Genomic DNA, 14068 nt, shown 5'->3' on the forward strand with positions numbered 1-14068 from the left:
GGGTGGTAAACGCCCTTAGGCCGGCGCCTCCAGCACCGCCTTGAGCCGGGCCAGATCCTTCGCGTTGTCCCGCTTCATCGCCTTGGCCAATACGGGCGCCGCGATCCCGGAGAACCCGGACGGCTCACCGCGGTTGCGCAGGGCCATCTTGGTCGTACCGTGCGGGCCGTCTTCCCACAGGTAGGTCGTCTCCATGGGAAAAGGCCCTTCCGCGATGCGCATCACGAACCTGCTGCCCGGCTGCAGGGCGACCACCTCGTAGGTGTAACTCAACGAACGCCCGAGAAACCTTGCGGTGAAGGCGAATTGCGAGCCGATCGACAGCGGTTTTGGCGTCTTCCATTGCACCGACGTGATATTGACGTACCAGGCGGTGGCGTTGTCCGGGTCGCACGCATAGGCGGCCAGGTCGCTGCGTGGCCGGGCGATCAGGATCTCGCTTGTCACGTCAACTTTCATGTCACTCCTTGTCGCGCAGACCATTCGGCAATGCGCCGCTGGCGGTATCGGCGTTCCGGCATGGTGATCGCATCGATCAGTGACAGACGCGTCGCCGCGACCGCCTCGGCGAATTTACCTTGACGGGCCAGCAGTTCACCGCGGACGGCATGCCAGCGCTGATCGGGTTCGAGCTCCTCCAGCTCCGCCAAACCCGCTGCGGCGCCGTCGGATTCGGCAACAGCTACCGCCCGGGCCAACGCGGCGGGCGCACTGGGCTGCACCGACAGCAACAGGTCGTAAAGCCGGACGATCTCGGCCCAGTCGGTAGCAGCATACGACGCGGCCCGGGCGTGCTCCGCCGCGATCGCGGCCTGCAATTGATAGGGATCGGCGACCGCGCCGGTGCGGCGTAGCGATTCGTCCAGCAGGGCAAGCGCTTCCGCGATCGCATCGCTGTCCCAGCGCGTGCGGTCCTGTTCGGACAGCGGTACCGGATCGCCGGCGTCGTCGCACCGTGCGGCGCGCCGAGATTCGGTCAGCAGCAACAGCGCCAGCACCGCCATCGGTGCCGGTTCATCGGGCATCAGCTGGTGCACCAACCGGGCCAGGCGCAGCGCCTCACGGGCACCATCGACGTCGGTCAGCCGGTCGCCGCCGGCCGCGGTGTGGGCGATCGTGTAGGACGAGTGCACCACCGCGCACACCGCCGCCAGGCGCGCCGGCAGGTCTTCGTCGGCGGGAACGCGATAGGGAATGCCGGCCCGCGTGATCTTGGCGCGGGTTCTGGTGAGCCGCTTGGCAATAGCGGCCTCACTGGTCAGCAGCACGGCCGCGATCTGTGCCGGCGACAGACCGCACAAGGTGCGCAACGCCAGCGTCACCTGAGCCTCAATCCCCAGCGCCGGGTGGCAGCAGGTGAAGATCAGCCGCAGCCGGTCGTCGGCCACCATGCTGTCGGGCGGCAGGTCGGGGACCGCGAGCTCCATGCTGGCACGCTCCTTCTGGGCCCGGGCGCCCTCGCGGCGCAGCAGGTCGATCGCGACCCGGCGCGCGGTCACCGTCAGCCACGCGCGCGGTTGGTCGGGCACGCCGTTGCGGGGCCAGTCCCGCAGCGCGCGCAGCGCCGCTTCCTGCACCGCGTCCTCGGCGATCTGCAGCGAGCCGACCGCCCGGACGAGGGTCGCCAGGATGCGGGTTCCCTCGATCCGGACGGTTTCGGCGAGTGCCGATTCGGCGGTCAACCGAATTCGATGATGGGACGCACCTCGACGGCGCCGTCCCATGCGGCGGGTATCTCGGCGGCGATCCGCAGCGCTTCGTCCAGGTCGGCGGCCTCGATGAGATAGAAGCCGGTCAGCGCTTCCTTGGTCTCGGCATAGGGGCCGTCGCTGGTGACGACGTCACCGCCGCGGGCACCCTTGACGCGCACCGTCGTCGCGGTGGACGTCGGATACAGCGCTGTGCCACCACGAATCGCAGCGGCGTGCTCCTGGCCGAACTTCATGTATTCGGCCATGTCGGCGGCCTGCTCGGGGGCCGACCAGTCCACGTCCCTGGTGTAGGTCAGTGCGGCATACTGCGGCATGAGATTCCTCCTTGTCCCGATGATCATCCGGGCCCATCCCGGATCTCATCAAGAGGACGATCGGGAGAGGCCCGATCAGGACAACCCGGGTGAAACCGCCTCGAACAGCACCGGAAGCGCGGTCGGCGACCGGAAAACCTGGCCGCGAATATGCGGATCGTCACCCGCGGGATCAAGACGCAGGTTGGGCAGGCGGTCCAACAGCAGGTTGAGCGCCACCCGCATCTCCAGCCGGGCCAGGTGCATGCCCAGGCAGACATGAACCCCGTGACCGAAACCGATGTGCGCCCTGGCCGGGCGGAAGATGTCGAAGCGATCCGGGTCGGGGTAGCGGTCCTCTTGCCGGTTGGCCGCGCCCAGCATCGGCATGACCGAGGAGCCGGCGGGTATGGACACGCCGCCCAGTTCGGTGTCGCGGGTGGCGACGCGGGTGATGGTCAGCAGCGGCGGCTCCCAGCGCACCGCCTCCTCGATCGCCTGCGGCAGCAGTGCACGCTCGGCCCGCACGGCATCGAGTTGGTCTGTGTTGCACAGCAATCCGAACAGCATGTTGCCCAGCGACCGGTAGGTGGTTTCGACGCCGGCGGGCAGCAGCAACCGCAGAAAGGAGAAGATCTCCTCGTCGGACAGCTGCTCGCCGTCGATCTCGGCGTGCGCCAGGCCGCTGATCAGATCCTCGCGCGGTTCGTCGCGCCGGGCCGCGAGGATGGGCGTGAAGTACTGCTGCAACGCCTGCGAGGCGGCCCGGCCGCGCTCCGGGTTGACGGTGAAACTGAGCAGCGAGATCGACCAGCGCTGAAACTGCGGATAGTCCTCGCGCGGCAACCCCAGCAGACCGGCGATGATCTGCGTCGGATACGGGAAGGTGAACTCCTTGACCAGATCGGCGTGGCCGCGGCCGGCGAACCGGTCGATCAGCTCGTTGCCGACCTTGCCGACCAGCTCGTCCTCCCAGCGCGCCAATGCCTTCTGCGAGAAGGCTTTTGCCACCAGGGCGCGATGACGCCCGTGTTCGGGCTCGTCCATGCCGAGCATGACGCGGCGGCCCAGCACGTCGCCGAAGGCGTCGATGATGATCGCCGACGAGAACGTCTCGTTGTCCCGCAGCAGCTGCGCGACGTCTTCATGGCGGTAGACGATGAAGACGGGCTTGGATTCCTCGTGCGGCATGGCCGAGAAGTCGATGCGCTGCACCGGTTCCTCGCGCCGCAGCCGGGCCAGCTCGGTGTAGGGATCGCGGACGTCGCCGGACACCACGTCGTCAAAGGCACCGAAATCCTCGAGATCGTCGAACAGCTGCATGCGCGCCCCCTTCAGCCGGCCGGATAGCCCACCGATTTGATCTGGGTGTACTGGTCGAACCCGGCCACCCCGTTTTGCCGGCCCACCCCGCTGTCCTTGTAGCCGCCGAACGGCGTGTCGGCGCCATACGGCGCGGCGCCCTGCACACCGATGAACCCGGCCCGCAGCCGCCGGGCCACCGCCAGCGAGTGCTCCAGCGAACCCGACATCACGTTGCCGGCCAACCCGTACACGCTGTCGTTGGCGATCCGGATCGCGTCTTCCTCGTCGTCGAATGCGATGACGGCCAGCACCGGGCCGAAGATCTCCTCCTGAGCGATCGTCATGGAATTGTCGACGTCGACGAAAAGCGTTGGCCGGACATAGAATCCCTTGTCGAAACCGGTGGCCGCGTCCGGCCCGCCGACCAGGCAGGTGGCGCCCTCGTCGACACCCTTGCTGATGTAGCCGAGCACCCGCTTGCGTTGCTTGTCGGAGATCACCGGGCCGCACAACGTCGCCGGGTCCTGGGGGTCACCCGGCATGACGTTCTCGTAGATGCTCTGCAGGATCGCCACACCCTCGTCGTAGCGGGACCGCGGCAGCAGCATCCGGGTCGGGTTGGCACAGCCCTGCCCGGCATGCATGCATGGCGCGATGCCGATCGCGCAGGCCAACCCGAACTCGGCGTCCTCGAGAACGATGGTGGCCGATTTGCCGCCGAGTTCGAGGAACAGCCGCTTGAGCGTCGCCGCGCCCTTTTCCATGATCCGCTTGCCGACGACGGTCGAACCGGTGAACGAGATCAGGTCGACCTTGGGCGACAGCGTCAGCTCCTCGCCGACCAGATGGTCCGATGCGGTGACAACGTTGACGACTCCCGGTGGGATATCGGTCTTTTCGGCGATCAGCCGGCCCAGGCGGGTGGCATTGAACGGCGTGTCCGGCGCCGGTTTGAGCACCACGGTGTTGCCGGTGCCCAGCGCTTGGCCGAGCTTGTTGATGGTGACCTCGAACGGGAAGTTCCACGGCACGATCGCGCCGACCACCCCGACCGGTTCGCGCCAGACCTTGCGGCTGGTCATTTGGCCGGTGATGCTGACCAGCACGTCGCCCAGGTCGGTTTCCCATGGGTACTCGTCGATCAGCGTGGCGGGATAGCGCAGCGCGTCGGCCAGCGGCGCATCCAGTTGCGGCCCGTAGGTGATCGCCCGGGGGGCGCCGGCCTCGGCGATGAGCTCTTCACGCAGCTCCTCCTGTTCGGTTTCGATGGCCTCCTGAAGCTGCTCCAGGCAGCGCTTGCGTAACGCGCGGTTGGTCGACCAGTCGGTCTCGTCGAAGGCCCGCCGGGCGGCGTCGATGGCCCGGTGCATATCCGCCTTCGACGCGTCGGCGACCTCTCCGATCGGCTCCTCGGTGGCCGGGTTGATATTGGTGAAGGTGCCGGCCCGACCGTCGACGAGCTTGCCGTCGATCATCATCTTTGATTCGAACCGGACCTTTACAGTGTCAGCCATGTTTGTTCAGCTCTCTTCAGACGAGGCTCACTATTTCGGCGCTCGTAGTGCCCCAGAGCGCGGGAGGCCCAGCGCCAGCCGGGTCACCCTATGGAGAGCCTTACTGGAAAGCAGCCGGTTGGCAACCATCAGCATCCGGGCGTCGGGTCCCACAGCGCGCCGAGTGAAGGGCGAGCGGTCCTCGACGGCCCTGGCCAGCGCTCGCGCGAACTGCTCGGGTGGGCGCGCCAATCGCATCGCGGCCCGGCCGCGCCGGTCGACCTTGGTGTGCAGCGCGGCGTACGGACCGGACAGGTCGCGGTGATCCGAGGTTCCCGCGTCGGTGATGATGTCGGTGTCGAAGGTCCCGGCCACCAGAACGGTGACACCCAGTCCGAACGGAGCGACCTCGGCCGCCAGCGACTCGGCCCACCGTTCGAGTGCGCCCTTGGCCGCGGAATACGCCGCGATCTCCGGCATGCCGCGCACGCCACCCTGGCTCGAGATCATCACGATGCGCCCCCGGCCCGCGGCGCGCATCGACGGCAACAGCGCCTTGGTCAACAGCACCGGCCCGAAGACGGCCGTCGCGAACATTCGCTCCCACAGGTCGATGGGCGTCTCCTCGACCGTCCCGGCCGCGGAGATGCCCGCGTTGTGCACCAGCACCCGCGGGGCGCCGACCGCGTCTTCGATCGCCTTGGCCGCGGCCGTGACGGATGCCTGGTCGGTCAGATCCAACTGGACCGCTATCAGCCGCGAATCCTCCTCTGCGGCACCGGCCGTCGACCGCAATGCCGCCAGCCCGGACTCCGGTGAGCGCATCGCGGCCACCACCCGCCAGCCCTGCCGGTACAGGTGTGCGGCCGATGCGAGTCCCAGCCCGCGGGACGCGCCGGTGACAACGACGGCCGGTGGCTCACCCATGCGCCGCCCCACAGCGGCCGCCGTCGGCGGGCGGCGTCACGTCCGGGCGGCCGTGCGGCTGCGCGCTCATCCAGGTCGACCAGATGCCCACCGAATACGGGCCGGGCTGGCCGTTGCGTTCGTAAAAGCCTTGTGGATCATAGACTTTGGCCTCCGGATAGGGCCACGGGCAGGCGACGGAGGTGGCAGTTCGGGTCCATTTGATGACGGCAAAGCCGGTGCCGTACGCGAAGTAGGCGAGGTTGATCAGGACGAACATCACCACGAACATCGCCAGCTTCGGGCGGCCCGGGAAAACCCGGGCACGCTGAGCGAGTTTTTCGGCCACGGTGCGGCCGGTGTCGTCGCGGTAGAGCAGCACCCCCGCCGGAATCATCACGAAGGTCACCATCACGGTTTCCCAGATGAACGGGAATTGGTAGGTCTGGCCGGCGAAGGCCGACCCGAACGGAATGACCTGGGAATAGATGTAAAAGCCGGTGCGCACCAGCGTCATCTCGAGCATCGCGTCGATGAGGATGCCCGCGGGCAGGATGATGGCCGCCAGCGTGATCAGCGGATGGCGCCAGACAAACGAATCAAGGCGACTGCGGGCCTGGATCTTGCGCAGGATCCAGATCGCCGGGAAGTAGGGGCCCAGGTAGAACATGATGTAGCCGATCACCAGGAACGGTTCCACCGTCGGCGACAGCGACATCAGCGGCCAGTCTTCCGGCCAGTGCCACAGTTGCGGGTTGTAGACCGCATACGGCGCCCAGTTCATGATCGGGTCCTGCCAGACGATCAGCGTGGTCACGATGCCCATGAGCAGGACGGGGTGGGCGGGGTGGCGCCGCCAGGCCACCACGTAGACCGCGATGATGATCGACATCGAGATGATCGTGAAGATCTGGAAGAGTCCCAGCCAATGCTGATAGCCGAACAACGGCTCGACCGGTCGCGGCGCGCCGGTGACCTCCGGATTGCGAATTCGCGGTGAGACAGCGCCCTTTCGCGCGTAGTGGGCGACAACGGCGAGCACGGCGACGGCTATGGATATCCACGAGACCGCCCACATCGAGCCCCTCTGGCGCGTGGCCGTGACCGACGGCGCCGCCTGCTCGGTGGTCATCGCCTACCCGGCGCCGAAGCGATCGACGAGATGGGAGTTGACGCCGTCGGGATCTAACCGCCGAGCCACCAGGTAGCCCGCGCCCATCCAGGCCCGCCGGGTCCATTTGCCCAGCGAGACCCGGGTCCCCGGGGCACCGGCGGCGGCGGGTAGCATCTTGACCCGCTCCAGTGCCTCCTTGACACCGCGAGGGCTCAGCGGGTGGGCGGCGGCGAAGGCGTGCAGCAGCGTGTTGGCCACGTCGTGGTTCACCACCGGCACGCAATATTGGGGACGGCGGCCATATTCCGACTCGTAGCGGTCCAGGAAGGCCTGACCCACGCCGTTGTCCTCGTCGTACTGGTCGATCCCCGTCCATCCCATCAAGGCCTGCCACATAATCGGATTGATCCAGGCGTTCTGAAACGCGGTGCTGGTGAACCGGGGCGGATCCCAGTCGAGTTCGGCCAGGGCCGGGTTGATGAACACGATCCCGAAGCCGAAGCCGCAATGCACCAGCGCCGAGGGCTTCGCCTCGTGTACGGTGCGCATCGCCTGGCCCACATCCTGGGCGGTTTGGGCGATCTGCGCTTCGGCGACAATGCGAATGCCTTTGCGCCGGGCCGCGTTTCGGAAGTTGGTCAGATAGCTCTGGCCAACCAGCGATTGCTCGACCAGCACGGCCACCTCGGTGTGGCCGCCCTTGACAAGCAAGTCCGCCCAGAAGATCGGCTCGTCAGTCATCGACCCCTGCGGGAATGCGAACGTCCACTCCCCCAGCCAGTCATCGCTACCGCAGACGTTGATGGCCGGAACCCGGAACCGTTCTTCGATCGCCTCCTTGGTCGGTACGGCGTTCTCACTGATGTGCGGCCCGAACACGGCCAGGCAGCCCTCGTCGACCAGTTCGCCGTAGGCGTCGATGACGGCCTTGACAGCACCTTTGGGCAGCCCCTCCACTTCCCGGTACACGATATCCACCGGACGGTCGATGATCCGTTGCCGCAGCCCGTCGGCGAACACCAACTCGAACGGCCGGGTCAGGTCGTCGCGCATCTCCTGGGGATAGAACTCCGGCAGCAGGAAGTCGAACAGGTAGCCGATCTTGATCGGTTGCGCGGTGCTCTCGTAGGACAAGTCTCCATCTCCGTCAGCGGCTGTCCCCAAAAACCTAACATTTGTTCTGACATTAGCGCGGTGGGCTGCGCAGCGTCAATCGCCACCGGCTAGGAGTCGGACAAGTAGACCTCGATCAGCTCCAACAGGCCGTTACCGATGTGAATGTCATCGGTCAACGGGCCGGCGACGGCGGCACGGGCCGCCTCCCGGGTGCCGAGCCCCGCGGCGATCAGCCGGCCCGCCGCAATGAGCACCCTGGTGGACGCCACCTCACGCAACCCGCGGGTTTCCAGCCGCCGGATCGCTTGTGCGAACCGCACCAACTCTGCGGCCACGTCGGAGCCGATGCCGGCCTCGTGAGCGACGATCTTCTCCTCGACATCGGCTGCGGGAAAACCGAATTCGATGGCCACCAGGCGCTGCCGGGTGGAGTCCTTGAGATCCTTGAGGACACTCTGGTACCCGGGGTTGTAGGACACCACCAGGCAAAAGCCCGGTGCCGCGTCCAGTGTCACGCCCAGGCGTTCGATCGGGAGCTGGTGTCGGTGGTCGGTCAGCGGGTGCAGCACGACCGTGGTGTCCTGGCGAGCCTCGACGACTTCGTCCAGGTAGCAGATGGCGCCCTCGCGCACGGCGCGGGTGAGCGGGCCGTCGACCCACTCCGTTTCCCCGCCACGCAGCAAGAACCGCCCGACCAGATCCGCGGTCGTCAGGTCGTCGTGGCAGGCCACCGTGATGAGCGGTCGCCGGAGATCATGGGCCATGGCTTCCAGGAACCGTGTCTTGCCGCAGCCGGTGGGCCCCTTCAGCAACACCGAGAGGCCTTGACGGAAAGCCGCCTTGAATACCTGCTCCTCATTGCCCACCGAGACGTAGAAGGGACGGGCTACCGGTGGGGTTACGTTGCCATCGCCGGGTGCTGGCATGGCCGCAGCGTAACGTGGAACAGATATTTGGCTCAACTCTGCGTGGGCTTGCGGACTTCGGCCGAGCGCAGCGCCGCGCGGAACAGCGGCCCGGCCACCCGCGGCAGCTGCTCCGGCTCCGGGATGGCGGCCAGCGCCGCGCTGCCGAACACCCGTTGCAATTCCTCGGGGTCGGTGCTTGCACCGACGGCCAGGCAGACGCACCCGGTGCCCCGTCCGCGGGCTTCGGCCAGCGCGCGACGGGAGTCTGCCGCTCCGTAGGCGCGTTCGTAGCCGTGGTCGTAGGCCAACCCGTCGGACACCACGACCAGTAGCCGCCGCGTCGTGCCGCCACCGGTTTCCAGCACGGCCGCGCCGTGCCGGATCGCGGCACCGAGCCGCGAATACCCGCCGGGCACCAGACCGCCGAGCCGTCGCAGCGCTGGCGCGTCCAGCGGGTCGTTGAAACGTTTGACCGGCACCAGTTGCACGGCCGCCCGCCCCTGCGAATGAAACGCATAGAGCGCCAACCGATCTCCGAGATCATGAAACGCAACAGCGAGTGCTGCGGCGACGGCCCGCTGCTGTTCGTGCACCGTCTTGCCGGTCGCACCCGGCTCGGCAACCGAGCCGGAGATGTCCAGCAGCAGCAGCACCGCAAGATCGCGTCGGCGGCGCAGCCGATCGAGGTAGATCGCGTCATTGGGAAACGAACCGGCCACCGCGTCGACGCGGGCCTCGACCGCCGCATCGATATCGATGTCCTCGCCGTGCGGCTGCCGCCGAAACCAGTCCGGCCCCAGACCGAGGCGGGCCAGGGAGCGCCGTAATGCGTACCGGTTCAGGCCATCCGGAACCGAGGCGTCGCCGACAACCGCCGGTATTTCGCGCACCGTGCACCAGTTCGGCCGATAGCAGCGACGGTGGACATCCCACTCGGGATACCGGACCGACCCTTCCGTCTCGTGTGGTCCGGCGGCGCGTTCGTCGAACAATCCGGCCGCCGCCGTCGACAACACCCCGCGCGCGGACCCGATGCCTGAGCGGGTGCGGTGGGCCGGGGCGTCGGCCCCCGGCTGACCGCCGGCCCCGAGCCGGCGCACCGGGCGCAGCATCCGACGCAGCAACCGGCCGAGGGCTCCGGCACCGCCGATCGGGGTGGGGAAGGCGGCCTGCTGGTCTGCGGGGTCGTCGTCGACGTCGGCCAGCGCTCGGCCGGCCTGGCGAGCAGGCTCACCGGCCGTCGGCGCACCCCTGCCGAGGCTCTGCGTTGCCAACTGCGCCAGTAGCTTCCGGGCGTGAATAGCGCCGAAGCTTGCCGGCGCGCCGGCGATGGGGTGCGGGCTCAGCGCGGCAGCCAAAGAACCTGCCGGCGAATCGCTGCGAGTGGCGATATCGCGGTCAATCAACCCCCGCGTCGGCTCCGGTAACCAATATTCATTGGCCACCAGCGACCGGTGCCCTTCCACCGCGAGATATCGCCTGGCAACCGCCGGGCGCCGGTTGAGCGCGCGGACCACATCCGGTTCGAGACTTCCCGCCGCCAGCAGCGACGCCTGCACGGCCAGCGACGCGAGCTGCTCGCGCCCCGGCAGGCCGGCGTCGACAAAGATCGTGCGGCCATCCGTCCACGCCAACTCACCGGCGCCGGCCGGGGCAACCCCCACCGTACGGCCCGCGATGGCCGAGGCCACGATGCTCAGCCGCGGCAGCCGATCGGTGGTGTGCTGGTCGCTCGCCACGCGGTCCGTCCTGGTTGATCATGTTGACCAAATATCTGTTCCAACGTAGAGTCCGGCTTGACACGCAGTCAATCGCGCAAGGTCGACACACGCACGTGGACTTCTCATATCCCGCCGAAGTGGAACGGTTCCGCGATGAGTTGCGCGCCTGGCTCGCGGCGAATCTCACCGACGAGTTGATCGCCGCGCGCCGATCCCCCGGCCGCAGCGACGCGGTGTTCGAAACGCTGCGCGCCTGGAACGCCACCTTGGCCGACGCCGGCTGGGCGGCCGTCTCCTGGCCCCGCGAGTACGGCGGCCGCGGCGCCACCGTGCTCGAGCAGCTGGTCTACACCGAGGAAACCACGCGCGCCCGGGCGCCCTTGCCGCTCAACGTGATCGGCATGAACAACATCGCCCCGGCGATCATGCAATACGGCACCGAAGCCCAGAAGACCACCCTGCTGCCCCGGATGATGCGCGCGGACGATATCTGGTGTCAGGGCATGTCGGAGCCCGAGGCCGGATCCGACCTCGCCGCGCTGCGTACCCGCGCGGTGCGCGACGGCGACGTCTTCGTGGTCAACGGTCAGAAGATCTGGACCTCGCTCGGGCAGCGCGCCGACTGGTGCCAGCTGTATGTCCGCACCGACCCCGAGGCGCCCAAACACCACGGCATCTCCTGCCTGATCGTCGACATGACGTCGCCGGGCATCGAGGTTCGGCCGCTGGTCACGCTCAACGGCGACACCGACTTCGCCGAGGTGTTCTTCCACGATGTGGTGGTGCCGGCCGACTCGCTGCTGGGTCCACTCAACGCAGGCTGGCAGGTGGCCACCACCACGCTGAGCCACGAGCGGGCCGGGGCGGCGCGACTTTACGCCGAACTGCAGGTGCGACTCGAGGAGTTGGCGGCGGACTTCGCCGCATTCGGGGTCGGCGACGACCCGGTGACGTTGCACCGGCTGGGCGAGATCGCGGTGCGCGTCAAGTATCTCGAGGTGCTGTGTCTGCGGTCGATTTCGGCGACCCTGCACGGCGGCTCGGAAATCACTGCCTTCGGGTCGGCCAGTCTGGCCAAGACGGTATGGGGCGAGATCGGCCAGGATCTGGCCGCGCTGGCTTTCGACGTGCTGGGTCCGCAGGCACACCGGTGGGCCGACTACCGGCTGACGTCGCGGTCGCTGACCATCGCCGGCGGCACCACGCAGATCAACGCGAACATCACCGCGCAGCGGGTGCTGGGGTTGCCGCGCCGATGAACCTGGAACTGTCCGAGGAGCAGGTAGCGCTGCGCGACACGGTGCGGCGTTTTCTCACCGAGAGGGCGCCGATTTCGGGACACGTGCGCATGCTGCTCGACGATCCCACCGGCACCACCGAACCGGTGTGGCGCGGCCTGGCCGCGCTGGGGACAACCGGGCTGTTGGTGCCAGGGGAATACGGCGGCGCCGGCATGACGATGGTCGAGGCCGGCATCGTCGCCGAGGAACTCGGCGCCGCCCTGCACCCGGGACCGTGGTTATCCACCGCGATCGCGACGACGCGAGCGCTGCGCCGGTGCGACGCCGGCCGAGCCGCGGCCCAGATCTTCACCGGGATAGCCGAGGGCACCACCATCGCCACCGTCGGCCCCTTGGACGTCGAGACCCTGCCGACAGCAGACGGCACGGTGCTCAACGGTGAGCTGGTCTCGGTTCCCGACGCCGCAGCCGCCCACGTGCTGTTGGTCTTAGCTCAAAACGGCTACAGAACTGAGCTTTTCGCGGTTGACACCGCTTCCCCCGGCGTTTCGGTGGCGCCCGAGCGCGATATCGACCGAACCCGCAAGACATTTCGGATCGGGCTCGACGGTGTGACGGCACACCGGCTGGCTACCCCGTCGCCGGCCGCCGTTGCGGCGGTCGTGGACGACGTGCTGATCGGCATGGCCGCCGATGCGCTCGGTGCGGCCCGCGCCGTCATGGACTCAGCCGTCGAATACGCAAAGGTGCGAAAGCAATTCGGCCGCGCCATCGGCTCATTCCAGGCGATCCAGCAGCTGTGTGTCGGCATGTACGAGACGGTCGAGCTGGCCCGCAGCGGCGTGATCCACGCATTATGGGCCTCGGATGCCTTGCCCGACGACGCCGCCGACGAGCGACACTTGTGCGCACTGCGGGCCAAGGCATTCGCCGGGCGGCTGGCCACCGTCGCCGACACGGCGATCCAGATTTTCGGCGGCATCGGCTACACCTGGGAGCACGACGCTCACCTCTATCTCAAGCGGTTGCTGAGCTGGAGCGCGTTTCGGGGTGGACCCGACCGCTATCTCATCGAACTCGGTGCGCGCCTTGCGCGTCCACGAACGGAGGGCTGCCGATGATCGAATTCACCGGCCAGGTCGCGATCGTCACGGGTGCCGGCCGGGGGCTCGGCCGGTTGTACGCGCTGGAGTTGGCCCGCCGCGGCGCCGCGGTGGTGGTCAACGATGTCGGTGGGGCCATGCATGGCGACGGCTCCGACTCCAGCGTCGCCGACGAGGTCGTTGCCGAGATCGAGCGCGCGGGCGGCACTGCGGTGGCATCGCACGACTCGGTGGCCAGTCCCCACGGTGGCGAGGCGATAGTGCGGGCCGCCGTGGAGCACTTCGGCCGGCTCGACGTCGTGGTCAGCAATGCCGGCATCTTCAACAGCATTGCGTTCGAGGAGCTATCCGTCGACGACTGGCACCGGATGCTCAGCGTGCATCTCGACGGCGGATTCTTTGTCAGCCAGCCCGCGTACCGGGTGATGAAGGACCGGGGCTACGGCCGGTTCGTCTTCGTCTCGTCCTCGGGCGGGATGTTCGGACAGCCGTTGGAAGCCCACTACGCCGCGGCCAAGGCCGGTTTGGTCGGATTGGCGAACGTGATCGCCATCGAAGGCGCCCAGCATGGCATCGTTGCCAACACCGTGCTGCCGTTCGGCTTTTCGCGGATGGTGACCGAAACCGTGGGCGACCCGGAAGCCCTTGAGCAGATCGGCTTTCTGAAGGTGATCAGGCCTGAGCTGGTGGTACCGATCGTGGTCTTCTTGGCCAGCCGGGTTTGCGAGGTCACCCATCACAACTACTCGGCCTGCGCCGGGCGCTTCGCGCGGGTATTCGTCGGTCTGGGTCAGGGATGGTCAGCCGGCCGGGACGGCGAACCGACCGCCGAAGACATCGCGGCGCACTGGTCGGAAGTGTCTGCCACCGAGCCGTTCACCGTGCCGGAGTCGATTTTCGAGGAGGTTTTCAGCGTCTGCGCGCGGCTTGGCGTGACTACCTAAGCCGGTGCTGATTCGGTCACTGTGCTCGGCGGATTCCTGGGCCCGACAAATCACATCTTTCACATCGGCCTCTGTCCCAACCAGTGCGCAATTTGCCTACCTTTGGGCGACACCGCAACGTGCGCAACGAGTTTGTCGCTGACAGACAGGCGCAACGCGCACCCCAGACCCGTGGAGACTGATGTGGCAGATGGCAGTCGCAGTTGGCACTG

The 14068-nt window shown here is 67.6% G+C and carries 13 protein-coding genes; 3 read left to right on the forward strand and 10 right to left on the reverse strand.

The features are described from left to right. Window positions 1–15: 15 nt before the first annotated feature. The 10 genes from EET10_RS21335 to EET10_RS21380 form a co-directional block, all read right to left on the reverse strand. Window positions 16–459 (reverse strand): SRPBCC family protein, encoded by a 444-nt coding sequence (locus EET10_RS21335; protein WP_122502477.1) that lies wholly within the window; start codon window positions 457–459, stop codon window positions 16–18. Next, complete coding sequence (locus EET10_RS21340; RefSeq protein WP_244602038.1) at window positions 456–1682, reverse strand: RNA polymerase sigma factor; 1227 nt, start codon at window positions 1680–1682, stop codon at window positions 456–458. The genes EET10_RS21335 and EET10_RS21340 overlap by 4 nt, the downstream gene beginning before the upstream one ends. Beyond that, the gene (locus tag EET10_RS21345; RefSeq protein WP_244602042.1) at window positions 1679–1957 is read right to left on the reverse strand and encodes a YciI family protein; all 279 of its coding nucleotides are present in this window, start codon (window positions 1955–1957) and stop codon (window positions 1679–1681) included. Before EET10_RS21345 ends, EET10_RS21340 begins: the two co-directional genes overlap by 4 nt. Before the next feature lie 144 nt (window positions 1958–2101). Beyond that, the gene (locus EET10_RS21350; RefSeq protein ID WP_036401599.1) at window positions 2102–3328 is read right to left on the reverse strand and encodes a cytochrome P450; all 1227 of its coding nucleotides are present in this window, start codon (window positions 3326–3328) and stop codon (window positions 2102–2104) included. 11 nt (window positions 3329–3339) lie between these two features. Further along, window positions 3340–4824 carry an aldehyde dehydrogenase family protein gene (locus tag EET10_RS21355; protein ID WP_122502478.1) on the reverse strand — a complete coding sequence of 495 codons (1485 nt, stop codon included), beginning with the start codon at window positions 4822–4824 and terminating at the stop codon, window positions 3340–3342. A 30-nt stretch (window positions 4825–4854) separates the two neighbouring features. Beyond that, window positions 4855–5730, reverse strand: a complete 876-nt coding sequence (locus tag EET10_RS21360) for an SDR family oxidoreductase (RefSeq protein ID WP_063466699.1) — start codon at window positions 5728–5730, stop codon at window positions 4855–4857. Next, window positions 5723–6841 (reverse strand): spirocyclase AveC family protein, encoded by a 1119-nt coding sequence (locus EET10_RS21365; RefSeq protein WP_036401604.1) that lies wholly within the window; start codon window positions 6839–6841, stop codon window positions 5723–5725. The genes EET10_RS21360 and EET10_RS21365 overlap by 8 nt, the downstream gene beginning before the upstream one ends. A 3-nt stretch (window positions 6842–6844) precedes the next feature. Continuing rightward, the gene (locus tag EET10_RS21370; protein ID WP_036401606.1) at window positions 6845–7957 is read right to left on the reverse strand and encodes an ABC transporter substrate-binding protein; all 1113 of its coding nucleotides are present in this window, start codon (window positions 7955–7957) and stop codon (window positions 6845–6847) included. 89 nt (window positions 7958–8046) lie between these two features. After that, on the reverse strand, window positions 8047–8865 hold the full coding sequence (locus tag EET10_RS21375; protein ID WP_036401608.1) for a CbbQ/NirQ/NorQ/GpvN family protein: 819 nt from the start codon (window positions 8863–8865) through the stop codon (window positions 8047–8049). Window positions 8866–8897: 32 nt separating this feature from the next. Next, on the reverse strand, window positions 8898–10586 hold the full coding sequence (locus tag EET10_RS21380; protein ID WP_246013665.1) for a nitric oxide reductase activation protein NorD: 1689 nt from the start codon (window positions 10584–10586) through the stop codon (window positions 8898–8900). 95 nt (window positions 10587–10681) lie between these two features. On the opposite strand from EET10_RS21380, the gene EET10_RS21385 reads away from it, so the two are divergent. The 3 genes from EET10_RS21385 to EET10_RS21395 are packed head-to-tail and all read left to right on the forward strand — an operon-like array spanning window position 10682 to window position 13856. Further along, window positions 10682–11827, forward strand: coding sequence for an acyl-CoA dehydrogenase family protein (locus EET10_RS21385; RefSeq protein ID WP_036401609.1), 1146 nt, complete (start codon window positions 10682–10684; stop codon window positions 11825–11827). Beyond that, window positions 11824–12930, forward strand: a complete 1107-nt coding sequence (locus EET10_RS21390) for an acyl-CoA dehydrogenase family protein (RefSeq protein ID WP_036401610.1) — start codon at window positions 11824–11826, stop codon at window positions 12928–12930. Before EET10_RS21385 ends, EET10_RS21390 begins: the two co-directional genes overlap by 4 nt. Beyond that, on the forward strand, window positions 12927–13856 hold the full coding sequence (locus EET10_RS21395; RefSeq protein WP_036401612.1) for an SDR family NAD(P)-dependent oxidoreductase: 930 nt from the start codon (window positions 12927–12929) through the stop codon (window positions 13854–13856). Before EET10_RS21390 ends, EET10_RS21395 begins: the two co-directional genes overlap by 4 nt. Window positions 13857–14068: the final 212 nt, after the last annotated feature.

The sequence above is a fragment of the Mycobacterium pseudokansasii genome, from assembly GCF_900566075.1.
GTDB lineage: Bacteria > Actinomycetota > Actinomycetes > Mycobacteriales > Mycobacteriaceae > Mycobacterium > Mycobacterium pseudokansasii.

What these genes read in the sequence shown, in the direction of transcription:
- EET10_RS21390 (WP_036401610.1), top strand. Translation starts at nt 11,824, where the DNA reads ATGAACCTGGAACTGTCCGAGGAGCAGGTAGCGCTGCGCGACACGGTG.
- EET10_RS21355 (WP_122502478.1), bottom strand. Translation starts at nt 4,824, where the DNA reads ATGGCTGACACTGTAAAGGTCCGGTTCGAATCAAAGATGATGATCGAC.
- EET10_RS21345 (WP_244602042.1), bottom strand. Translation starts at nt 1,957, where the DNA reads ATGGCCGAATACATGAAGTTCGGCCAGGAGCACGCCGCTGCGATTCGT.
- EET10_RS21365 (WP_036401604.1), bottom strand. Translation starts at nt 6,841, where the DNA reads ATGACCACCGAGCAGGCGGCGCCGTCGGTCACGGCCACGCGCCAGAGG.
- EET10_RS21375 (WP_036401608.1), bottom strand. Translation starts at nt 8,865, where the DNA reads ATGCCAGCACCCGGCGATGGCAACGTAACCCCACCGGTAGCCCGTCCC.
- EET10_RS21360 (WP_063466699.1), bottom strand. Translation starts at nt 5,730, where the DNA reads ATGGGTGAGCCACCGGCCGTCGTTGTCACCGGCGCGTCCCGCGGGCTG.
- EET10_RS21395 (WP_036401612.1), top strand. Translation starts at nt 12,927, where the DNA reads ATGATCGAATTCACCGGCCAGGTCGCGATCGTCACGGGTGCCGGCCGG.
- EET10_RS21350 (WP_036401599.1), bottom strand. Translation starts at nt 3,328, where the DNA reads ATGCAGCTGTTCGACGATCTCGAGGATTTCGGTGCCTTTGACGACGTG.
- EET10_RS21335 (WP_122502477.1), bottom strand. Translation starts at nt 459, where the DNA reads ATGAAAGTTGACGTGACAAGCGAGATCCTGATCGCCCGGCCACGCAGC.